21 protein-coding genes and 1 pseudogene are annotated in these 22,100 nt (G+C 49.7%); 4 read left to right on the forward strand and 18 right to left on the reverse strand.

Annotated features, from left to right (window positions below; genetic code table 11):
- Positions 1–192: 192 nt before the first annotated feature.
- Both PGL01S_RS18500 and PGL01S_RS31265 read left to right on the forward strand, forming a co-directional pair.
- Positions 193–1,599: pseudogene (locus PGL01S_RS18500) on the forward strand (family 43 glycosylhydrolase); the annotation flags it as partial.
- Positions 1,585–2,037, forward strand: coding sequence for an RICIN domain-containing protein (locus tag PGL01S_RS31265; protein ID WP_268960330.1), 453 nt, complete (start codon positions 1,585–1,587; stop codon positions 2,035–2,037). The pseudogene PGL01S_RS18500 and the gene PGL01S_RS31265, both read left to right, overlap by 15 nt.
- Before the next feature lie 41 nt (positions 2,038–2,078).
- On the opposite strand, the gene PGL01S_RS18505 is transcribed toward PGL01S_RS31265, so the two are convergent.
- Positions 2,079–3,038, reverse strand: a complete 960-nt coding sequence (locus PGL01S_RS18505; protein ID WP_127496065.1) for a helix-turn-helix transcriptional regulator — start codon at positions 3,036–3,038, stop codon at positions 2,079–2,081.
- Positions 3,039–3,148: 110 nt separating this feature from the next.
- Here PGL01S_RS18505 and PGL01S_RS18510 point away from each other — a divergent pair, with 110 nt between their 5' ends.
- Positions 3,149–4,060, forward strand: a complete 912-nt coding sequence (locus PGL01S_RS18510; protein WP_127496066.1) for an SDR family oxidoreductase — start codon at positions 3,149–3,151, stop codon at positions 4,058–4,060.
- Between the two features lie 194 nt (positions 4,061–4,254).
- On the opposite strand, the gene PGL01S_RS18515 is transcribed toward PGL01S_RS18510, so the two are convergent.
- The 13 genes from PGL01S_RS18515 to gltC form a co-directional block, all read right to left on the reverse strand.
- Positions 4,255–5,601, reverse strand: a complete 1,347-nt coding sequence (locus tag PGL01S_RS18515; RefSeq protein ID WP_127496067.1) for an LLM class flavin-dependent oxidoreductase — start codon at positions 5,599–5,601, stop codon at positions 4,255–4,257.
- A gap of 40 nt (positions 5,602–5,641) precedes the next feature.
- Positions 5,642–6,661 (reverse strand): ABC transporter substrate-binding protein, encoded by a 1,020-nt coding sequence (locus PGL01S_RS18520; RefSeq protein WP_127496068.1) that lies wholly within the window; start codon positions 6,659–6,661, stop codon positions 5,642–5,644.
- 26 nt (positions 6,662–6,687) lie between these two features.
- Positions 6,688–8,034 (reverse strand): LLM class flavin-dependent oxidoreductase, encoded by a 1,347-nt coding sequence (locus tag PGL01S_RS18525; protein ID WP_127496069.1) that lies wholly within the window; start codon positions 8,032–8,034, stop codon positions 6,688–6,690.
- 63 nt (positions 8,035–8,097) lie between these two features.
- Positions 8,098–8,916 (reverse strand): ABC transporter permease, encoded by an 819-nt coding sequence (locus PGL01S_RS18530; RefSeq protein ID WP_127496070.1) that lies wholly within the window; start codon positions 8,914–8,916, stop codon positions 8,098–8,100.
- Positions 8,917–8,942: 26 nt separating this feature from the next.
- The gene (locus tag PGL01S_RS18535) at positions 8,943–9,752 is read right to left on the reverse strand and encodes an ABC transporter ATP-binding protein (protein ID WP_127496071.1); all 810 of its coding nucleotides are present in this window, start codon (positions 9,750–9,752) and stop codon (positions 8,943–8,945) included.
- Positions 9,753–10,057: 305 nt separating this feature from the next.
- Positions 10,058–11,056, reverse strand: coding sequence for a type I glyceraldehyde-3-phosphate dehydrogenase (locus PGL01S_RS18540; protein WP_127496072.1), 999 nt, complete (start codon positions 11,054–11,056; stop codon positions 10,058–10,060).
- Between the two features lie 63 nt (positions 11,057–11,119).
- Positions 11,120–12,076: an alpha/beta hydrolase gene (locus tag PGL01S_RS18545; protein ID WP_127496073.1), complete on the reverse strand. Its 957-nt coding sequence runs from the start codon at positions 12,074–12,076 to the stop codon at positions 11,120–11,122.
- Positions 12,077–12,337: 261 nt separating this feature from the next.
- Complete coding sequence (locus PGL01S_RS18550; RefSeq protein ID WP_127496074.1) at positions 12,338–12,706, reverse strand: DoxX family protein; 369 nt, start codon at positions 12,704–12,706, stop codon at positions 12,338–12,340.
- Positions 12,707–12,893: 187 nt separating this feature from the next.
- Positions 12,894–13,070: a YjfB family protein gene (locus tag PGL01S_RS18555; protein ID WP_015843321.1), complete on the reverse strand. Its 177-nt coding sequence runs from the start codon at positions 13,068–13,070 to the stop codon at positions 12,894–12,896.
- Between the two features lie 61 nt (positions 13,071–13,131).
- A complete protein-coding gene (locus PGL01S_RS18560; RefSeq protein WP_127496075.1) occupies positions 13,132–14,244 on the reverse strand; it encodes a GerAB/ArcD/ProY family transporter in 1,113 nt (370 codons plus the stop codon).
- Between the two features lie 6 nt (positions 14,245–14,250).
- Positions 14,251–15,336, reverse strand: coding sequence for a Ger(x)C family spore germination protein (locus tag PGL01S_RS18565; RefSeq protein ID WP_164775507.1), 1,086 nt, complete (start codon positions 15,334–15,336; stop codon positions 14,251–14,253).
- Positions 15,337–15,356: 20 nt separating this feature from the next.
- Positions 15,357–16,850, reverse strand: a complete 1,494-nt coding sequence (locus PGL01S_RS18570; RefSeq protein WP_127496077.1) for a spore germination protein — start codon at positions 16,848–16,850, stop codon at positions 15,357–15,359.
- A gap of 155 nt (positions 16,851–17,005) precedes the next feature.
- Positions 17,006–17,905, reverse strand: coding sequence for a glutamate biosynthesis transcriptional regulator GltC (gltC, locus tag PGL01S_RS18575; protein ID WP_127496078.1), 900 nt, complete (start codon positions 17,903–17,905; stop codon positions 17,006–17,008).
- A gap of 152 nt (positions 17,906–18,057) precedes the next feature.
- Between gltC and gdhA the strand changes: the two genes are divergently transcribed.
- Positions 18,058–19,437 (forward strand): NADP-specific glutamate dehydrogenase, encoded by a 1,380-nt coding sequence (gene gdhA / locus PGL01S_RS18580; protein ID WP_127496079.1) that lies wholly within the window; start codon positions 18,058–18,060, stop codon positions 19,435–19,437.
- Positions 19,438–19,514: 77 nt separating this feature from the next.
- Here gdhA and desA read toward each other — a convergent pair whose 3' ends face one another.
- From desA to PGL01S_RS18600, 4 genes are read right to left on the reverse strand one after another with little or no spacing between them, the layout of a single operon-like run.
- Positions 19,515–20,525 carry a Delta(5) desaturase DesA gene (gene desA / locus PGL01S_RS18585; RefSeq protein WP_127496080.1) on the reverse strand — a complete coding sequence of 337 codons (1,011 nt, stop codon included), beginning with the start codon at positions 20,523–20,525 and terminating at the stop codon, positions 19,515–19,517.
- A gap of 46 nt (positions 20,526–20,571) precedes the next feature.
- Positions 20,572–21,210 carry a hypothetical protein gene (locus tag PGL01S_RS18590; protein ID WP_127496081.1) on the reverse strand — a complete coding sequence of 213 codons (639 nt, stop codon included), beginning with the start codon at positions 21,208–21,210 and terminating at the stop codon, positions 20,572–20,574.
- Positions 21,211–21,223: 13 nt separating this feature from the next.
- Positions 21,224–21,622, reverse strand: coding sequence for a permease prefix domain 1-containing protein (locus PGL01S_RS18595; protein ID WP_127496082.1), 399 nt, complete (start codon positions 21,620–21,622; stop codon positions 21,224–21,226).
- Positions 21,619–21,948 (reverse strand): PadR family transcriptional regulator, encoded by a 330-nt coding sequence (locus tag PGL01S_RS18600; RefSeq protein ID WP_127496115.1) that lies wholly within the window; start codon positions 21,946–21,948, stop codon positions 21,619–21,621. The genes PGL01S_RS18595 and PGL01S_RS18600 overlap by 4 nt, the downstream gene beginning before the upstream one ends.
- Positions 21,949–22,100: the final 152 nt, after the last annotated feature.

Consider the following 22,100-nt stretch of genomic DNA (forward strand, 5'->3'; position numbering starts at 1 on the left):
GTTTCATTTGCTGCTTGCCCGGCAAGTACCTCAAGCTGCGCTGCAGCAGGCTTTTTGCCTGCTACCCGCCTTTCACTTGCCTCACCGGCTAAAAAAATGTCCGTACGATCTATAATCGCGTCCTGTTTCTCATTGACTGGAAATGATTAACTATACGTGAAAACATATTCAAATCGAAGGGTTGGTGTATGAATGAAATCGAAGTTTTTTGTAAGCGGTATCAAAGGCTTGATGCTGTTCCTTGTATTGCTGCTTGTCCTGCCTGTGGCGGCAAACGCAACTGCCTCAACGCAAAGCAGCAACTTTTACAACGTGATTTTCCAAGACGGGGCGGATCCGTGGATCTACAAGCATACCGACGGCTTCTATTACTTCACCAAAACAACGGGAGGCGACGTGACGATCTGGAAGTCCAGCTCGCTTACCGGAGTTGACGCCGGCGCCAAAAGAGTGATCTCTACCGGCTGCTGCAATGTCTGGGCTCCCGAAATTCATTACATCAATGGAGCCTGGTATATCTATTACGCCAAGGATGACGGCAACAACGATAATCACCGGATGTACGTTCTGGAAAATACCTCCGCCGATCCAATGACGGGTACTTGGGTAAACAAGGGACTAATTACCGACTCTACAAACCGTTGGGCAATCGACGGAACCGTGCTGCAAGTAAATAACAATCTGTATTTCATATGGTCTGGCTGGGAAGGCACAGCAAATGTCTCGCAAAAACTGTATATCGCCCATATGAGCAATCCGTGGACGATCGACTCGGCCCGGGTTGAAATTGCGCATCCGACCTATTCCTGGGAAACCAATACCTCTCCTTCCGTTAACGAAGGACCTCAAGTCATCGTCCGTAACGGCGTCATCAGTCTTGTCTATTCGGCAAGCGGAAGCTGGACAGATGGTTATTGCTTAGGCCTTGTTACGGCTAATACGAGCAGCAACCTGCTGCAAGCGTCCTCCTGGACCAAGCGGAACCAGCCGATCTTCCAATCCGGCAACGGCTTGTACGGCCCCGGCCACCATTCCTTCACGACATCACCCGACGGTACGGAGGACTGGATCGTCTATCATACGGCGAAGTACTCCGGCGCGGGCTGGAATAGGGAAATCCGGGCGCAAAAGTTTACCTGGAACGCGGACAACACGCCAAATCTCGGGGCTCCCGCAGCTCCGAATACTCCAATCGCCATACCTTCGGGAGACACGGGCCGCGTCCGTTATGAAGGCGAGGCCGGCGTATTCGGAGGCGCCGCTTACGCTTCGTCGAGCCCGAACGGTTCTGGCGGAAACAAAGCCGGCCATATCGATACGGCGAGCAGTTACGTGGAATTCGACGTTTACGCCGCGGCTGCGGGAGATTATGTGATGGCGGCCCGGACAGGTAACGGGACGACGGGACTGGATTGGTCCTATTTGGTTCTTACCGTTAATAACACAAGCTCCAGCAATTTATATATTGCGAACAAAGGCTGGGAAAACTGGGGAGCTTCGGTCGCACGCCTTACGCTGAATGCAGGCTGGAACAAAATCCGCTTCTCCAAAGGGGACGGCTATGGCGAGCTTGATTGCTTCGACCTGTTCCCGGCTAGCCCGGCCGTTGTCTCCGGCGCTGTATACAAGCTGATTAATCCGATTAGCGGCAAGGCGTTGGATGTTGCGGGCGGAAGCACGGCTGACGGGGCGAATGTGCAGATATGGGATGATTTGAACAACAAGCCCCAAGAATGGCGCATTACCAGCATGGGCGACGGTTCTTACAAGCTGATTAACACGAACAGCGGCAAAGCGCTTGACGTTGCCGGAGGCGGTACGGCTGACGGCACGAATGTTCAGATCTGGCAGGATATGAACAATGCTGCCCAGCGTTGGGCAATTCTCGGTACCGGCGGAAGCAACTTCAAGCTTATCAATCCGAACAGCGGCAAAGCGCTTGATGTCTCCGGCGGCGCAACTGCGGCAGGCACCAACGTTCAAATCTGGCAGGACTACAATAATGCCGCTCAAACGTGGCAGCTGATACGCAAGTAAGTAAAATCAGCAAAAACGCAACCGTTCCCGGTTGCGTTTTTCTATTCGTACATGGCAAGGACGGCCTTTGCTTGCTGCACGATTTTTTCGATCAAATGGTCCGGCTGTTCCAGCATCATGGCGCCGCCAAAGCCAAGAACGTATTCCACGGCTTCCTGCTCCGTATTAAAGCGAAGCGTTACCGGGACCTTCCCGTCCACGGCCGGTACAGCCGTGCCCAGCTTCTCTACAAACCGATCCGTGAAGGACATTCGGCCTAGTATGGACGGATCCGCAAGAACCTTTACTTCTATGGAAGGAAGCGAACCGGCAAAATCCAGCTTGCTCTGCTTCCAGTATTCAGCAAGATCGAAATCGTCAGGCCGGGAAAACAACTCATCCGTAGCTTCCGCCCTCGCAATTCTCGATACCCTGAAGCTCCGGAAAGCCCCGTCGTCATTCCTGGCTACCAAATACCAGGAGCTGCCTTTCGCCACAAGCCCCAAAGGACTTACCGTCCTTTCCGAACTGGTCCCATCGGCTTTCTGATAAGTTATTTTGAGCCGGGTATCCTCCCATAACGCTTTTTGAATCGTTAGCAAAGCTTTATTCTTGTCCTCGGCGGGCTTCCACGTTCCCGTATCCATATAAATTTTCTCCATATAATGCAATGCTTCGCTTTTGGAGGAGTCGGGCAAGGAGGCCAGCAGCTTCTGACGGATATCGAGTCCCTTTATCTCCACGCCTAGATCCTTCAGCATTTGTTCAGCGGGAAGAATAAACAAAGCCTTTGTATCCTCCAGCTTCAGACCGCTTAAGTAGCTCCGGAAATGATCCATCAATCTCCAACCGCCTGTTTTCCCCCGGTCCGCTATGACAGGCACGCCGGAAAGGCTAAGCGCATCCATGTCGCGAAGAATAGTCCGTTCCGATACCTCAAGTCTTTTGGCAAGCTCCTTGGTCGTCAATATTTCATTATTCTGGAGCAAAATCATAATACTAAGCAGACGGTCTGCCCTCATATCCATTCACCTTTGCTTTTTTATATATGACAAAAGATGTCGTCATTATAGTTTACAATAAAAAAAGAATCAACCCATTGCAACACCATTCTAATTAGGAGGCAACCAAAATGAAACCTTTACATGGAAAAATCGCGCTGGTAGCAGGAGGAACGCGCGGAGCCGGGCGTGGCATTGCCATTGAGCTGGGAGCGGCAGGCGCAACGGTGTATGTCACGGGGCGCACGACTCGGGCGCAAGTATCCGAGTACAACCGGCCGGAAACCATTGAGGAAACAGCGGAGCTAGTTACGAAAGCGGGCGGACAAGGAATTGCCGTACAGGTGGATCATCTAATTCCCGAACAGGTGCAGGCTTTGGCGAACCGCATTGAGCAGGAGCATGGAAGGCTTGATATTCTGGTCAATGATATATGGGGAGGCGAAAATCTCGTGGAATGGAATACTCCGGTATGGGAGCATTCGCTGGATAAGGGACTACGCATGCTGAGACTCGCCATTGATACTCATCTGATTACGAGCCATTTCGTTCTCCCTCTCCTCATTAAGAACAAAAACGGGCTGATTGTCGAGATGACTGACGGAACTGCCGAGTACAATCGGGATCATTACAGACTGTCGATGTATTACGATTTGGTCAAAAACTCCATCAATCGCATGGCTTGGGCGCTGGCTCAAGAAGTGAAGCCTCACGAATGCACGGCTGTTTCCTTGACGCCCGGCTGGCTTCGTTCCGAACTCATGCTGGAAATTTTTAAGGTGACGGAGGAGAACTGGCGGGAAGGCGCTTCCGAGGATCCTCATTTTATTATTTCCGAATCGCCCCGCTATGTGGGACGTGCCGTCGCTGCTCTTGCGGGAGATTCGGAAGTAAGCCGCTGGAATGGACAATCCCTGTCAAGCGGCCAGCTTGCGCAGGTTTACGGCTTCACGGATGTGGACGGTTCACAGCCCAATTGCATGCCTTATCTGGTTGAAGTTATCGAGGCGGGCAAGCCGGCGGATACGACGGGTTATAGATAACCTTTTTATATTTACGCAAAAAAAATGCCTCAATTTATTCCCAATCAAGGTTAAACACAACCGGAGCATTTTGAATGTTTCTGGAGAAGCGCTAGCGTTCGCTTTTACTCTCGGGATTCCTACCTTAAATAATATAGATAAAGGAATCCCGGAGTAATGGAGATCGGAAGAACATTCAAATATGCAGGTTGCTGTTAAACCGGCCCTACAGCCGCTTCATCCTTCTCTGCCTTTGCCACGGAAAGAGGCAGCCCTAGATTCCCGCGCAGCGTGCCGCTCTCGTATTCGGTACGGAACAGTCCCCGCCGCTGCAGCTCGGGAACGACGAGCTCGATAATATCTTCGAATCCGCCGGGGAAATACGGCGACATGATATTGAAGCCGTCCGCTCCCTCATTCAGGAACCACTCCTCCAGCTGATCGGCAATCTGCGAAGGCGTTCCGACGATCTCGCGGTGTCCGCGGGCGCCGGCAATCCGTTCGTATACGGCGCGGATCGAAGTTAAATTCTCGCGCTTTGCAATATCCCGGATAATATTGTACCGGATGCGCGGATTGGTCTTGTCTTCAATCGAGCTGATATCCGGCAGCGGCTCATCCACATCGTAACCGGACAAATCGATATTGGTGAAGCCCGACAGATATGCCAGACCTACCTCCGGCAAAATGTAGCCGTTCAGCTCCTTCTGCTTCGCCAGCGCCTCCTCTTCGGTCTTGGCGACCGTAATGAAGACGCCCGGCATAATTTTCAGCTCATCCTTTTCTCGTCCGTATGTGGCCAGCCGCCCCTTCACGTCCCGATAGAAAGCTTGCGCCTCCTCCAGCGTCTGCCAGGCCGTAAATATAACCTCGGCCGTCTTCGCGGCCAGTTCCTTGCCGGACTCGGATGAGCCGGCTTGCACGATTACCGGGTTGCCATGCGGGCTAGCCGGATTATCGAGCGTACCCGTTACTTTGAACCATTTTCCGTCATGATCGACGGGATGCACTTTATCAACATCAAGAAAACGTCCTTGTTCCTTGTCAATAACAAGCGCATCCGCGTCGATGGATTGCCACAGCTTCTGGACAAGCTCAACAAATTCCTCGGCCCGCTCATACCGGCTTGCATGCTCCAGATGCTTATCCTTGCCAAACAGGAAGGATTCCTTGTCATTGGCGGAGGTTACGACATTCCAGGCTGCGCGGCCGCCAGACAAATGGTTGATCGAACTAAACTTGCGCGCGACATGGAAAGGTTCGTTATAAGTGGTCGTTAAGGTAGCGGCTAACCCGATTTTTTCCGTAACGGCTGCTAGCGCCGAGATTAGAATAACCGGATCCAGCTTAAGCGCGGAGCTGGAATGCTCATTCAGATTGGAACCAAAGCCGTCCGCGAAAAAGATCATGTCGAACTTGGCCCGCTCCGCCGTCCTGGCGATCTCCGTCAAATAGGCCAGATCAAAGGTACGGTCTGCTCCGGAATCAGGATGTCTCCAGCTCGCCACATGATGTCCGGGCAGCATGATAAAAGCACCAAGCTTCATTTGTCTTACCGTCATCTTCACCACTCCATCTCTTCTATATATAATGAGCTTTCCTTTATTTCTTCGCGTAGGAATTAAACTCGTTGGTGTACAAGTCTTCCGCCTTAACCTGGCCTTTCTTCAAATCACCGTTAGCTACGAGCCAATCAATCCAGACCTGATATTCGCCCGGCGTTATAACGCCTCCGGCCTTCGCAATTCCGGTGCTCTTCCAATATTTCAGATTTTCGGTTGGCTCGTTGGGATCGCGCTTTTTGATTATGGCTTCGAACCGCTGAATGACCTCTTCCCGCGGAGTCGTGCGCGCCCATTCGATAGCCTTGGCTACTCCTTCAACAAACTGCTTCACCGTGTCCGGGTTCTTCTTGATATAATCCTCGCGGAAGAAATAATCGCCCGCCGTAAATTCCGTCTTGTAGACGTCCGTATCCTTAAAGAGCTCAACAATGCCCCCTTTGTCCAGGGCACGGTCTCTCGCGATACCGCTCATAAGCACAACGTCAATCTGTTTGCTGCGCAAAATCTGCTCGGCATTGGCGGACGGAATCGTCACAAGCGTCACTTGTTCGATTTCCTTTTCGGTCAAGCCGCCTCTCCTTAAATAATCCTTCGTTACAAATTCCAAATGGGCTCCCAGCGTATTGACGCCAATTTTTTTGCCGATAAAATCCTTTGGCGATTTAATCGGGCTGTCTGCCAGCACGTATGCGCCGATGTAAGTATTCTTATCGCTGCCGTAAGAGCCGATAACGGATTTAATCTTTACGTTTTGCGAGATGGACTTGATGATCGCCCCGTTAAAAGCCGAACCGAAATCAATCTGTTTCGTTGCCGTCAATTGAATGCTTTCCGGTCCGCCCGTCGTGCTCCCGATCGATTCCAGCTCCAAATCGCCGAGATACCCCAAATCCTTCGCCAGCTCAGGGAACGATACGCTTCCCGGCGCCGAATTGTACTGGAGCACCTTGTCTTCTTCCCCCGACTTCGCTTTGCTCTCGGAGCAGCCTGCAAGCAGCGCGCTAACTAAGCCCATCGTTAACAAAAAAGCATGAACGTGAGTAAATCGTTTCTTCATAAGACCCTCTCCCGACCTCTTCATATTTATTGATGCGATTGCTGCGGCTGCTTGCTGTATGGATGAACCGGAACGGATAAGCCCAGATTCCCCCGCAGCGTATGGCTTTCGTATTCCGTGCGGAACAATCCTCGGCGCTGCAGCTCCGGAATAACTAGCTCCACAATGTCGTTTAAACCTTCGGGGAACGTAGGCGGCATGATATTAAAGCCGTCGGCACCGTCATTCAAGAACCATTCCTCCAGCTGATCCGCGATCTGGGCGGGCGTGCCTACTATTTCCCGGTGTCCCCTTGCTCCTGCGATAAATTCGTACACCTCGCGCAGCGTGCTTAAGCCTTCCCGCTCCGCAAGAGCGCGTATGATATTCGTGCGGGTCTGCGGGTTCGTCTTGTCCTCGTTCTCCCCGCTTGCCGGAAGCGGCGCATCCACATCGTAACCGCTCAAATCGACGCCGATAAAATTCGATAAGTACTCCAGACCAACCTCTGGCGAAATATAGCTGTTTAACTCCTTGCGCTTCGCAATCGCTTCGGCTTCCGTGCGAGCAACCGTGATGAACACGCCCGGCATAATTTTCAGGTCATCCGGCTGGCGTCCGTATTTAGCAAGGCGTCCCTTCACGTCCCGGTAGAAGGCCTGCGCTTCCTCCAGCGTCTGCCAGGCGGTAAATATGACCTCGGCCGTCTTCGCGGCCAGCTCTTTCCCCGCCTCCGAGGACCCTGCCTGCACAATAACGGGATAACCTTGTGGCGTCGACGGAGCATCCAGCAGACCTTGCACTTTAAACCATTCCCCTTGGTGATCAACGGGGTGAACCTTGTCAACGTCCAAGAACCGACCATTCTCCTTGTCGATAACAAGCGCTTCCTCTTCGATGGAGAACCAGAGCTTTTTCGTCAATTCAACGAATTCTTCCGCCCTTTCATAGCGACGAGCATGCTCGAGATGCTTTTCCTTGCCGAACAGCTGCGCCTCCTTCTCGTTGCCCGAAGTCACTACATTCCAGCCCGCGCGCCCCCCGGACAAATGGTCGATAGCCGCGAACTTGCGCGCTACCTGGAACGGCTCGTTATAAGTGGTCGTAAGCGTCGCCGTCAGACCGATATTTCGGGTGACTGCCGCAAGGGCCGAGATAATGATCAGCGGATCAAGCTTAATGGTTGAGGTAGCAAAGTTGCCTAGGCGCTTGAGGCCAAGGATATCCGCGAAAAAAATCATATCGAACTTGCCCCGTTCCGCCGTCTGCGCCAGCTCCTTTAAGTACTCCAGATCCAAGGTACGGCGAGGATCCGTGGACGGATAACGCCAGCTGGCCACATGATGGCCCGGTAGGTTAAAGAAGGCTCCAAGCTTCATTTGTTTGTTGGTCATACTCACCACTCCTAGTATTCCTATATTTTTAATCACTTTAATGTAAAAAAATATCCGCTTCGTTTATACTTGCTGCTTCCATTTGGACAATTTACGTTCCAGCACGCTTAGTCCCTGATTAATCAACAAGCCAAGCAAAGCGATCGTGAGGATACCGGCAAACATTTCGGGGATTTGAAAGTTATATTGGGAATACGTGATAAGGTAGCCGAGTCCTTCCTTGGCGCCTACCATCTCGGCGGCGATAAGGACGAGAATCGCTCCGGTTCCCGCCATCCGGATTCCGGTAAAGATCGTAGGCACCGACGCCGGAAGTATAACTTTGAGGAATAGCTTATAAGACGAGAGATTCATGGACCGGGCTGATTTGATCAGCAGCGGATCAACGTTGCCGACGGCGGCGATCGTGTTCAGAAGAATCGGCCATGTGCAGGCGAACAAAACGATGGCGATTTTGGATGTCTCTCCGATGCCGAGGATGAGCATAAACACGGGAAGCAAAGCAAGCGCCGCCGTGTTGCGGAACAATTCCATAACCGGATTAAGCAGCTCCCTCGCAAGTGGATACCAGCCAATCGCAAGCCCTAACGGAATGGCGATAACAAGAGCCAGAGCAAATCCGCTTAACGAACGAATCATGCTCGCCGCAAAATGATGGAACAGCTCGCCGGACACTATCAAATGCCACAACGCCTGAATGACATCGGAGAACGGGGGCAGGAAAGCCGGATCCGCGAAGCCCGCGAGGGGAGCAAACTGCCAGACCAGCGCCAATAGAATCAGGACGATAGACTGCTTGAACAGCTTGCGGATATTAAGCGAAATGCCCAGCTTGATCTTTCTAGTCTGCAAGGGTCTAGGAACCGCTTTTACATTTTCCATTTCGATACGCTCCTTTCGTTAATCCGTTAGATGTACGCGCCTTGGTACTCCAGCTCATGCAATAAGCTCCATACCTCGTGCCGCGCTTTTACAAACTCCGGATTGGAGCGGATGTCCGCATCATCCAGCCGGTGCTTCAAGGGGATATCGACGATCTTCTTCACCGTACCCGGACCGGGAGTCAGAACAACAACGCGTTCTCCCAGGTATACCGCTTCGTCAATGCCATGCGTGATGAAAATAATCGTTTTTTTCGTTTTCTGCCAGATCCGAAGCAGCTCGCTTTGCAAGGTTTCCCTCGTCTGCGCGTCAAGCGCCGCAAACGGTTCATCCATCAACAGAACATCCGGGTTAAAAGCAAGGCTTCTGGCAATCGCTACGCGCTGCTTCATGCCTCCGGACAATTCATGGGGATACCGGTTAGCGAAGGCGCTCAAACCAACTAACGATAGAAAATGCTCCGCTAATTCCCTCCGCTCATGCTTCGGGATGCCTTTGGCCTCCAGTCCGAACTCGATATTCCCTCTTGCCGTCTTCCAAGGAAACAAAGCATATTGCTGAAAAACAATCCCTCTGTCGAGGCCCGGACCGGTAATTTCCTTCCCGTCCATGTAGATACGTCCGCTAGTTGGAAGCGACAGACCGCTAATGAGATCAAGCAGGGTTGATTTTCCGCAGCCGCTTGGTCCTACTAAGGTAATAAACTCGCCTTCCTTGACGGAAAAGCTCAAATCTTTAACCGCCGTAAACTGCTGCGTCGCCCCTTTTTGCTTTGGATCGCGCACGATAAAGCTTTTTGCCACATTCTCGAATCGAAGCTTTTCTAATGCCGGCATCTCCCTCACCCTTTCTCTTTTACCCGGCAATAACAAAAAAAGCGCAGCCGACCACAACGTAAGTTGGTCTTCTGCGCTTCCAGTTGCCCGGTCAGCGGTTCGTTTGTTTGGATGGTTCATCCAATAGGTGCCAATTAATACCAAGTAAAACCATGAGATTAATATAGCATAAACTTTTTGGTTGTCAATATAGGCCATTTAGGCCAATTTTAAAGTCCCAGGCACCGATTGCGCGACCTCGTCAACAATGTCCGAAATCGCAAAAACCCGCCTTCTCCTTGGAGAAAGCGGGTTCCTATTTGTCATTATTGCCGGCCTAAAAATGCCGCTACTTCGGCGAGGCGGGAAGCATAACCCCACTCGTTATCATACCAGGCAGCAACGGATAAAAGTCCGCCCTGTACATGAGTCAGCGGCAGATCGATAATCGAAGAATGGGAATCGCCTACGATACGCGAGGAAGCCCACTCTCCTTCCAGCACATCAAGAACTCCGTTAAGCGGGCCTTCCTGCGCGGCTTTACGGAACATATCGTTAATTTCCTGCGCGGTACACGGCTTCTCCGTAACCAGATTCAGCTCCGCGATACTTCCGGTACGCGTCGGAATCCGGTAAGCTTTGCCCGTAATTTGCAGATCCGGCCAAATAAACTTAAGCGCCTTAGCCGCACCCGAAGAGGATGGAATAATATTTTCCGCGGCTGCCCAGGAATCCCTTCGGTCTCTCATCGGCTGATCGGTCAGCGATTGCGTATTCGTATAGGAATGCACCGTCGAGAATAAGCCGTATTGAATGCCGAAGTTTTCCCGGACCAGCTTAACAACGGGAGCAAGCGCATTGGTCGTGCAGCTCGCCATGCTGATGATTTTGTGCTTCTCCGGATCAAAGCTGTCGAGATTGATGCCTTTCAGCAATACCGCATCGCAGTCGTCAAGGGTTTTGCTTGGTCCGCTGACGAGAACGCGCTTCGCACCGCGCTCCAGGTGAAGCTCCGCTACCTGTCTGGTCACCGCGCGCCCCGTGCAGTCGATGACAAGCCCAACGCCAAGCTCGCTCCAATTCGGAATTTCCTGCGACGAGTTCAAATACAGAATGGAACGGTCGCCGATTTTGATCGTTCCCTCTGTGCCGGCCACGGGCTCCGGCCAACGCTTGTAGTTCGTATCGACTTCAAAGAGAGCTGCAAGCGTGGCCTCGTCTTTAATATCCGAGATGGATACCGGCACAAACAGCTGGTCCTGCAAAGCTACCCGAAGAAGTTGTCTGCCGATCCGTCCAAAGCCGAAAATAGCAATATTGTTCATGTCCCGCTCCTGCCTGCGCATCGTTGGCGCAATCGAATTTTTACCATTATAAAAGGTTAAAGGTTATTCCTTCAGCCAAGCGTTCGCCAGCAGCATCGCTCCGCGGGCGGCAGCCGTGTCTGCCAGGGCATTCAGCATAACAAAATCGTGAATCGTTCCCTGGAAACGCACCTGCGTGACCCGCACGCCAGCCTCGCGAAGCTTATTGGCGTATGCCTCGCCTTCATCGCGGAGGACGTCCGCTTCGCCCGTAATGATCAGAGCCTGCGGCAAGCCGGCAAGCTGCTCGGTTGTCGCGCGCAGCGGCGAGGCATAGATTTCCTCCCGTTCCTCGCGGTTTGTCGTATATTGATCCCAGAACCAGGCCATAGCGTCCCGGCGAAGGAAGTAACCCGTCGCGAATTCCTTGTAGGATTCGGTCTCATTCCCTGCATCCGTAACCGGATAGAAAAGCAGCTGTTTATGAATCTGAGGTCCTTTGCGTTCTTTTGCCATAAGCGTTATCGCAGCCGTCATGTTGCCGCCAACACTGTCCCCCGCGACGTAAAGCCGGCTTGTATCCAGGCCATGCTCTTCGCCGTTCTCCGCTATCCATTGCAGGGCAGCATAAATTTCTTCGATCGCTGCCGGGTATTTGGCCTCCGGCGATAAGCTGTAATTCGGGAACACAACGGCAGCCTCCGCTCCAACCGCCAGCTCGCGGATAAGACGGTCATGCGTATGGGCGTTGCCAAACACCCAGCCGGCACCATGAATATAGAGAATAGCCGGGAGCTTCTTGGTCGTAGCGGGAGCGCGGAGAATGCGAATGGACACCTGCCCGCTTGGCCCGCCCTCAATCGTTAGATCGGTGATGTCGACAGTCGGCTTCGCAATATGTACGGCTTGAACGTTATCTACCGTTTCGCGGCCCTTTTCCGGACCAAGGTCGAACAAATACGGCGGATTTGCCGTATCCTGAGCGAATTTTAAAGCTTCCGGCTCCAGCACGATTTTCTTGCTTGCGGTTTTTTCTGTCATCTCTACCTCTCCTCACCTGATTGGATTGCATCCGATATGGACTTCCTCTATTAATCACCGTTATGCCAGGAATTGAATCTGTTCATTCCTCGTATAGGGAAAGGATTTACAATCAATAGTTTAGGACAAGATATCGTCAGAATATAGTGATAATTTTACTATTTTATTGTAAGGGAGAGTCCTACGATTTGTAAAATTTATATAAATAAATACCGGTACGACTGAAGTATCAGCGTACCGGTTTGTTATTTTTGCCGTAACTTAGCCAAACGGATGAGCCAGATCCCCCGCAAACAGAAGGATCACCGCAGCCGCTATGACGAGATTCAGGACAGCGGGGAACATTTTGCCGAACGTGTGCTTTACTCTCAAATGCGACAAAATCGCAAATAACATCGTAATCCCAATCCAAACGCCCGCCCAGAATGCCATGCCGGGATACCAGTAGCCAATAAGGAGTCCAGCTGCTCCAATCAGTTGAACAAGACCCGTAACGACGCGAAACCACTGCGGCAGCTTGATCGAATCAAACAGCTCCACCTGATGTTTGGCACCGGCAAGCTTCGTAATTCCGAAGAAAACCATTGAGAACAGCAGCCAGCTTTGAATAATAATTGCTAAAATATGCATGTTTAAAATCTCTCCCTTGTTTGTTTTGGATCATCCATTAAACAGACACCATTTGGTGTCATTTTATAGGTTTATAATATAACACCTTTTGGTGTCCTGTAAAGCGTTATTTTAGTGAATCCGTGGAAAATGCAAAAAGGCCGCCTTCTCGTCTAATCGACGCTTAAGGCGGCCTTCCGTCTACTCATTACACTTTCAAATCGATATTGCCACCCAGATGGGGCTGCACGCTTTGCGCCATCATTTGGATCAACTGCTGCGACTGCTCCGTTGAATGGTCCTTCGCCATTTTGAGCACGCTGATTCCAACATCGTTCATAAGCTTGCTTTGGGACAAAGCAACGGACATAGCCGGAATATCCATAATTCCCCTCCTTTCCGCATTTGGACTTCACCTATAGTATCGGAACAAATGCCTCCATGCGTTAACGGCTGCCGCGGAGATGTGCCACCCACCTTTGCCGGACCAGAACTCCTATCCATACCAAAGGAATGTAGACGTATATAAAATACAAACCAACCTCGGAATAAACGGCCGACAGCTTCTCGACCGTCCTGTGATCCCTGATGACTTCGCAGAGAATCGTAATCGCGATAAGACTCATAGCTAAAAAAAGCCGCGGCCTTATGCGAAAAGCAATCTTGGTTGCGCGGCATGCCGACCATGCGTAGATGGAAATGCCGGCTATTATTTTGATAAACCACAACGAAATAGCGAAGTACTCCAGCCTTTGAAGCAGCGGTATTTCAAAAATTCCTATCATGTTTAACGTCGGCCAGATGGAATGGCGCAGCTGTTCTTCGGTGAAAAACATAAGGGCCAGAACCAAAATAACCAAATACAATAACATGACCATAAAAAGGATAAGATGCGCCCATTTTTGCGATTTCTCCGGGGTTTTAACGAACGGATAAAACAAAAGAAGAATCTCGAAACCAAGGAAATTAAAGGCCATGTCTTTGGAAGATAAAAGAACTTCCGCAAGGGAATGATTCCATAACGGCAGCAGGTTCAAAGGATGCAAATACGGGAAGGTAAGCGAAACCTGCGGGATAATCGATACGCACGAAATCATTGTCGCCCACACCGCAATACCCAATACGGACCGGAGACCGCCGGACACGGCATAGTAAACAAGCAGCAAGATAATGATGCTGACGTACAAAAAATTCATGCTTGGAAACATCCAGACTTGAATCAATTCGATATACACTTTGAATTTCACGAATGCCCCAAACACAAAGTACAAAGCGATCGCCGCGTTAAAGAAGCTGCCCACTATTTTTCCGAACAGCTTCTTGTTGATTGTGGCTATGTCGTTCGCATCCTCGCTAACCGACAGCAGCTTGTAAATCATCCATATTAGAATATGGATGCTGAAACCCGTTAAAATAACCGAGATCCACGCATTGTAACCGGCATGCTTAATAACTGTCCTTTGGTAAGAAAGCACGCCAATCCCGACCATGCTGACATACAGCGGAAAAATGATTAAATAGGGAGATATCTTGTATTTCTCGCTGATATCATTGTTCAAATCCGCCTAACCTCCTGCACCCGTACGAATAATGCGAGCCGTTACGCTGACTGTCGCGGACAGCTCCTTGTAATGCTTCTGAAACTCTTGCGGGTTCCACTCCTTCGATCTGCTTCTAATCAAGTCCCCCAGGCCCAACGGATCCACGTCATTGCTTTGCAATAAAGCGATAAATTTCCGAATCTCAGTCCGGCAATAGGTCTCTATGCTGGTCTCCAGCAAGGCAAGCTGCTCCGACGAAGTAAGATCAATCCATTGAGGAACATCCTTCACTTGAGCATCAAGCTTCACCCGAATGTCTATGGAGGCTGGAGGACCGGTCTGAATCACTTTATACGTAGCTTTCGAATGAATGCTGTTCATTAAAAAATACTCGTCGCCGGCTTGATCCGATGCTTTCACCGGAACCATAATGCTGCCGTTTGACGAGTCTTCCGTCAGCAGCTTCATCAAAAAGGAATCCCTTATGCCGATCTTAGTCTTGAATTTGTCCTCTTTAAACAAGGCAATGCCATCCAGCTTGATTTCGCCCCGTTCCTCGGTGAAATGAGGCAGAAAGAAATCTCTTCCGCTCCCGTAAAAATCAAAAAACGTCAGGTGAAGATTGATTCTCGGCAAATTGCCGTATCTAATATTCTGCTCGATCATATCGGACATAAAATAGGGGTCATTCCGGTTTTCGGCTATGTTAAGCATCTTCAGAGCTTCCGTATCCGCAACGCCAAGATGAGCTCTCGAGGATATTTTAGGATCGCGGATCAGGCTTTCGATCGCCGTTTTTATCCCCTTGCGCGCAAAGCGTTCTCCGAATAACGCCATTCTTAATTGCCCGTATTCGATAGGGAAGTCAAGCTTCATGTTGAGCTTAGGCATGCTGTCATAGATGGATTTGGACTCCGTCACGTAAAATTCCAGCTTCGATTTTCCCTGTTCTTCGTAATTGGCGATTATGGCGCTGCTGGTTACCCCGTTCTCGACGGCATCGTACCCTATGGTTTGAACGAATTTAATGCTGTTGACTATGTTCGTATCGCCGCATGCCGTCAGCAGCGCGCTAAGAACAAGCATCAGGAGAACCTTGACTTTCAACACCGTCATTCCCGCTTTCCAAATCATTCTCTGTCGAGATTATTCTGTTTTTTCACCTTGGCGGACTTGTACTTTACCAAGGATTCCGTTCTTAAGTAGCTTGGTCTCCTGTTGATGAATTCATAAGACGGACGTATAAAGCTGTCCTTCAAATCCCGGATTCTCAAAGGGTGAATCGGTACAATGTACGGGACGCCAAGCGAGGTCAGACGGATTAAATGGACAAGCAGAAAACCGATTCCGATAAACATCCCCAGAGCTCCCCATATCGACGATGCAAGAATCATGGGAAAGCGCAAAAAGCGGATCGCGTTCGACATCTTGTAGATCGGCGTAGCGAAAGAAGCAAGCGCCGAGAAAGCGACGATAATAACGAGAATATTGCTCGTCAAACCGGCCAGAACCGTAGCTTGGCCAATTACGATACCGCCTACGATACCTAAGGTCTGACCGATCTTGGTCGGCAGCCGTGCGCCTGCCTCCCGGAGAAACTCGATTGTGATTTCCAGAAACAATACTTCAAGCAGCGGCGGAAACGGGACGTTTCTTCTCGAGAATATGAGCGGCTCCAGCAGATCCCTTGGGATAACCTCGTAATGAAAAGTGGTAATCGCGATATACATGGAGGTTGCGAACAAGGAAAAAATGACGCCGAAAATACGGATGAGCCGAAAAAAAGATCCCAGGATCCAAGGCAGATAATAATCCTCCGGAGAGATGAAAAAATCAAATAAGGTAGACGGGCCGGTAACGAAATAAGGCGAGCCATCGCTAATAATCGCCACTTGCCCTTGAGTAAGCGCGTAAACGACGCGATCTCTCCGTTCCGTGGACAGAAATAAAGGGAATGGCGTTTTAGAATTGTCCGATATAAACTGGTCCAGCTGGGAGGTATCGAAAACAACGTCAACATCGATATTATTCAGTCTTTGTTCCACGGTTTGCACATATTCCTTATTGGTTATCCCGTCGATATGAACGATGGCGACTCTGGTCTTGGACGTTGTCCCAATCAAGATTTCTTTCACAACAAGGTTAGGTATATTAACCTGAGACCGTAATAATCCGATATTCGTGTCCAGACTTTCCACAAACCCTACCTTTGGCCCAACAACGCTGAATTCATTTTCGGTATCGTTGTTTTGGCGTACTCCTTGAACCGTCGCGATATGGATAATGGCGTGTTTACGGTCGTCCCGGGCAAACGAAGCTATGGCGCAGCCTTTCAATAGCTTCGCTTGAAGAACTTCCACCTGATCCGATATTTCCACGTTCTCGACCGGAATCCAGTTTTTCAGGTCCTCAAGGCGTTCAAGATCCGAGTCAAGCGAACGGTTTTGCATAGGGAGAAGGACATTCGTCTGAAGGGTTTTTTCGTCAATCAAAGTGCTGAAATAGCAAATGTTCAGCGTTTTGCTGCCCGCGGCAACCTGCAGCGATTTGTAATCGCTGGATTGGCTTATTAACTTTTTCAACTGGATTAAATCCTTGAAATCGGTCTTCAAATCATCAGCCATTTCAAATCCTCAAATCTCCATTTATGGTAATGGTATTGTGACCATAACTACCCTCAATCATTCTCGATTGATGCTCCCGGCATATATCGAACAACGCAAAAAACTCCTTGGTTATCAAGGAGTTTTTCAATGCGTTTTTGTTATTTGGGCTGATATTACAGCTTGTAATCCGGCGTATAAAACTCGGTAAGAAAGCGGTAAAACAATTGCTCCGTCGGAAGCAGCTTGCGCTGGGTCGGACAGATGACTCCTATGCTCCGCGTAACCGCGGGATCTGCCAGCGGAATTTTCACCGTCGATTGCGGAATGGTCTCCACCAACGTAACCTCCGGCATAAGGGCAATCCCGAGGCCCGCCGATACCAGGCCTTTCAGCGCATCGATATCATCCCCTTCAAACGCGATATGGGGCGTGAAGCCGATTTCTTGGCAGGCACTCAGTACGATTTTACGGAAAATCGTCCCTTCCGGGAGCGTGACGAAGGACTCATCCTTGATCTCCGACAGCTGTATGCTGGCCCTGTTGGCAAGCGGATGATGGATGGGCAGCAGCGCAACAATCCGTTCCGTAAACAAAAGCTTTTGCTGAATATGTTTATCCTCTTCCGGCAGCGGGGCAATCATGGCCAAATTAAATTCGCCGTTGACAACACCGTCAATCAAATCGCCGTAAAGGGCCTGTCTCATCTGAAACTTGGATTCCGGATACTTTTTGCGAAAGGCGTAAATCGCCTTTGGCAGAACATGCGCCGCCAAGCTGATCGGGAAGGCAATACGAACAACCCCTTTTTCCGGATCCAAATATTCCTTTACTTCCCGCTCGGCCTCGTTCATCATGTGAAGCATTTGTTCCACTCGCTGCAGCAGAATCTTCCCTATCGGCGTCAGTTTAACTCTCCGTCCATTCCGGATAAATAAATCGACCCCTAATTCGCTTTCCAATTGAGCCAGCTGCCTGCTGACCGAGGATTGCGCAACATGCAGGACATTGGCGGCTTCAGTCACATGCTCTCTCTTTGCAACTTCCATAAAATATCGCATTTGTCTAACTTCCACTACACTCACCCTATCCTTCATGCGCAAAACGCATCAACTTTATCCTATCTGAATATTGTTGCGATTAAATATTTGATATTAATATTAAACTACTAAATTAAAAAAGAGAAATGAATAAGTTTTCCTACAAACTTTGAGGGAGTGTTACCGCGATGAGTATCGTAAAAGAAGTCGAACAAGCGAACACAGAAGCTGCCCACAGCTATATTGATGATCTGTTTGAAACCGTGCAAAAACGCAATCCGGGTGAAGTTGAATTCCATCAGGCTGTGAAAGAAGTGTTCCTGTCCCTGATTCCCGTGCTCGCTCAGCAGCCGAAATATATCGAGCATGCCGTCCTCGACCGCCTGGTTGAGCCGGACCGGATTATCTCTTTCCGCGTACCTTGGACGGATGACAAGGGCAAAGTGCAAGTTAACCGCGGGTTCCGCGTTCAATTCAGCAACGCCATCGGTCCTTACAAAGGCGGCTTGCGCTTCCATCCATCCGTAAACGCCAGCATTATCAAGTTCCTCGGGTTTGAGCAAATCTTCAAAAACTCGTTGACCGGCCAAGCGATCGGCGGCGGCAAAGGCGGCTCCGACTTCGATCCTAAAGGTAAATCGGATCTGGAAATCATGCGCTTCTGCCAAAGCTTCATGATGGAGCTTAGCAAGCATATCGGTCCGGATACGGACGTACCGGCAGGCGATATCGGTGTTGGCGCCAGAGAAATCGGCTATATGTTCGGCCAATACAAAAAACTGGTCGGCGCTTACGAAGCCGGCGTTCTGACAGGCAAAGGGATCGGTTACGGCGGCAGCCTTGGCCGCAAAGAAGCAACAGGCTACGGAGCCGTATACTTCGTTGAAGAAATGATGAAGAGCGTAGGCCTCGGCTTTAACGGCAGCACGGTAGTTGTTTCCGGCTCGGGCAACGTATCCATCTATGCCATCGAAAAAGCCATTCAGCTTGGCGCGAAAGTTGTAGCCTGCAGCGATTCCAGCGGTTATATCTATCACGAGGCCGGCATTAACCTCGATACGCTTAAACGCCTGAAAGAAGTCGAAAACCGCAGATGCAAAGATTATGTTCTTGAGCATCCGGACGCGATCTACGTTGAAGGCTGTTCCGGCATCTGGTCGATTGCCTGCGATATCGCGCTTCCATGCGCAACGCAAAACGAGATCGACAAGGCTTCGGCTGAGCTGCTTGTCAATAATGGCGTAAAAGCGGTTGGCGAAGGTGCCAACATGCCTTCCACGCTGGAAGCTATCGATGTCTTCCTGGACAACAAAGTACTGTTCGCTCCTGCGAAAGCGGCAAATGCAGGCGGCGTGTCCGTATCGGCTCTGGAAATGGCGCAAAATAGCGCAAGACTGTCCTGGACGCTTGAGGAAGTAGATACCAAGCTCCAGCAAATCATGCACAACATTTATTCCGCGAGCATGAAAGCATCCGAAACATACGGCGTTCCGGGCAACCTCGTTATCGGCGCCAACATCGCCGGTTTTGTGAAAGTGGCCGACGCGATGATCGCTCAAGGCGTATAGGCTATAGCGAATCATATTGCAACAACAGCAAAAACCTCTTCTCCCTTTTATGGGGAAGAGGTTTTATTTTATCCAGGTTATTGTTTAGCGACTTGTTTCATGAGACGAATTTCCTTGAAGCCCACAAATCTCTTGTTGGCCTCATCCCATAGGCGGAAATGGATCGCTTGCAAGCTGGAAGCTATCGTTATCGTGGTCACCTTGTGCAAAGCAGGCGTTTTCTCATGCGCTTCTTCCAAATAATAATTCGGTACTCTCGGGCTAAGGTGATGGACGTGATGAAAACCGATATTCCCTGTAAGCCATTGCAGCAGCTTGGGCAGCTTGTAATACGAGCTTCCATCTACCGCTGCTTTCACATAGTCCCACTCCTCTTCCTTCTCGAAGTAACTATCCTCGAATTGGTGCTGGACATAAAACAACCAGATCCCGGCTGCACCGGAGAGATAGAAGATCGGAATTTGAACCAGCAGGAAAGCTTGCCATCCAATCGCCCAGCAAAGCAGCGCAGCTAATCCCGCAATACCCAGATTGGTTAAATACGTATTGAGTCGTTCTTTGATTTTGGCATTCTTCCGGTTGAACCGATTCTCAATAAGCATCGTGTAGAAAGGCCCAAGAATAAACATTACAAAAGGATTCCTGTACAGTCTGTACCCCAAACGCCTCCAGAAGGAGGAGGTTAAATACTCCTCTACGGTGAGGATCCATACATCCCCGGTTCCCCGTTTATTCAGATTACTGCTCGTAGCATGATGAATCGAATGCGCATGCTTCCACTGATGATAAGGATGAAAGGTAAGAATGCCCGTAATCGTTCCTACGATTTCGTTCAGCCTCTTGCTTTTGAACAGCGACTGATGACAGCAATCGTGAAAAAGGATAAAGATCCGAATGACGAAACCGGCTGCCACAACGGAAAGAGCAAGCGTAAGCCAATAGGATATATCCATCGCCCAATAGGCTAAATACCAAAGCATCACAAACGGCAAAACGGTAGTCAAGATCTGCAGAATGCTGGTCCTTGCATGCGATTTTTCGTAAGGAGCCATGTCCTTTTTTAGTTGACGTACAGTTGGAGTAGGCATAGTTGTTCCCCTCTGTCCCCATGGACTTCGTTTATTAGTTGGTACATCAACTCTTTATTCTTTTGACCCCGAAATAGTACATGCTAAGCGGCCACCATAAAATGGCGAAGATCGGATAAATCGCCCAAATGGTATCCGGTGAAGAAACCAGGTTAACCGTAATAAAGAAGGCAATCATCAGTGCGCTCGCGGAGATGGAAAATGAGTAGTACTGTTTCTTCCGTACATAGTACAAAGCGAGCGGCCACCAAATCACGGCAAAGGCCGGATAGATCGCCCAAGGATATTCGGGTGACATTACGGCGTTCAGGATCGCATAATACACAGTCGTACTTATACTCGAGAAGATGGCGAACGTTAACGTCCTTGCTTTGGATCCGCTCCATATCGTTACCGGCCACCAGACGAATGGAAATATGGCGTATACCATCCACGGAAACTCGGGAGATTTCATATAATTGATCGTAAGCAGAAAGACGATGACAAGCAGACTTCCGAGCACGGAGTACAGTCGGTAATAGCCCTTTCTTACGGATGCCAGACTTAGCGGCCAGAACAATAACACAAAGGCCGGGTAAATAAACCAAATTTCACTCGGAGATGTTAAAAAATTTACGATCATAAAAAACAAGATACTCATCAAGCTGCCAACAGCGGCAAATCCAACTTGCTGCCTATCTATCATTAGGTCGACCTCCTCACCTTAAGCGCAACCAATTAAACACCATGGACAACGGCCACCAGAGAACGGCAAATGTCGGGTATACGAACCAGATCACATCCGGCGTGTAATAGAAATTCACGAATACAACAAGCGCGATAATGAGAAGGCTGCCCCAGATCGAAAAGCCGAGATTTAATTTGGCATTGTTTCTTCTTGTGGGAAGCTTGTGTCCAAGTTGCTGCTTAATCTCCTCGATGTCTCCGAACTCGACAATCGCTTTGTTGATGGCATCCTCTTCTTCCTTCCCCTGTTCCATCAGATCGAATACCTTCTCCTGGAGATTGGCCACGATTTCCTGTTTGATCACTTTCTTCTTCTCGCTCTCCGGAATTCCCTTAAACAATTCGTCTACATGCTGCTTTATCGATTTCAATTCAATCCCTCCATGAACACGTCGATAATTCCCTTGATTTCTTCCCATTCTTTAACCATTTCCCGTAAGTAAGCCTTGCCAAGCGTTGTTATTCGGTAATATTTCCTCTGTCCTCCGTGAGAAACATCACCGTAATAAGACTCGATAAGGTCTTTGTTCTCCAGTCTTTGAAATACCGCATACAACGTCGCTTCTTTAATCTGGAATCTGTCCTTCGTCCGCAGGCTGATCTCTTTAGAAATTTCATATCCGTACCGATCCTTCTCGAGGATAAGGCGTAGGATAATGGGATCCAAATGCCCGCGAATAATGTCGCTCCTAATGATACTGAGCCCTCCTTGACCTAACTATTCTGTCTGATAGAGTAATACTAACCGAAATTACTCTATGTGTCAAAGTAATTTCAGATTAGCCTAACGCTCAAAAGCGATGGGGATTTATTTAAAGCTACGGTTATCCAAATAACAGAATATTTATT

This window comes from Paenibacillus glycanilyticus NBRC 16618, from assembly GCF_004000805.1.
In the GTDB taxonomy this organism is placed as follows: domain Bacteria; phylum Bacillota; class Bacilli; order Paenibacillales; family Paenibacillaceae; genus Pristimantibacillus; species Pristimantibacillus glycanilyticus.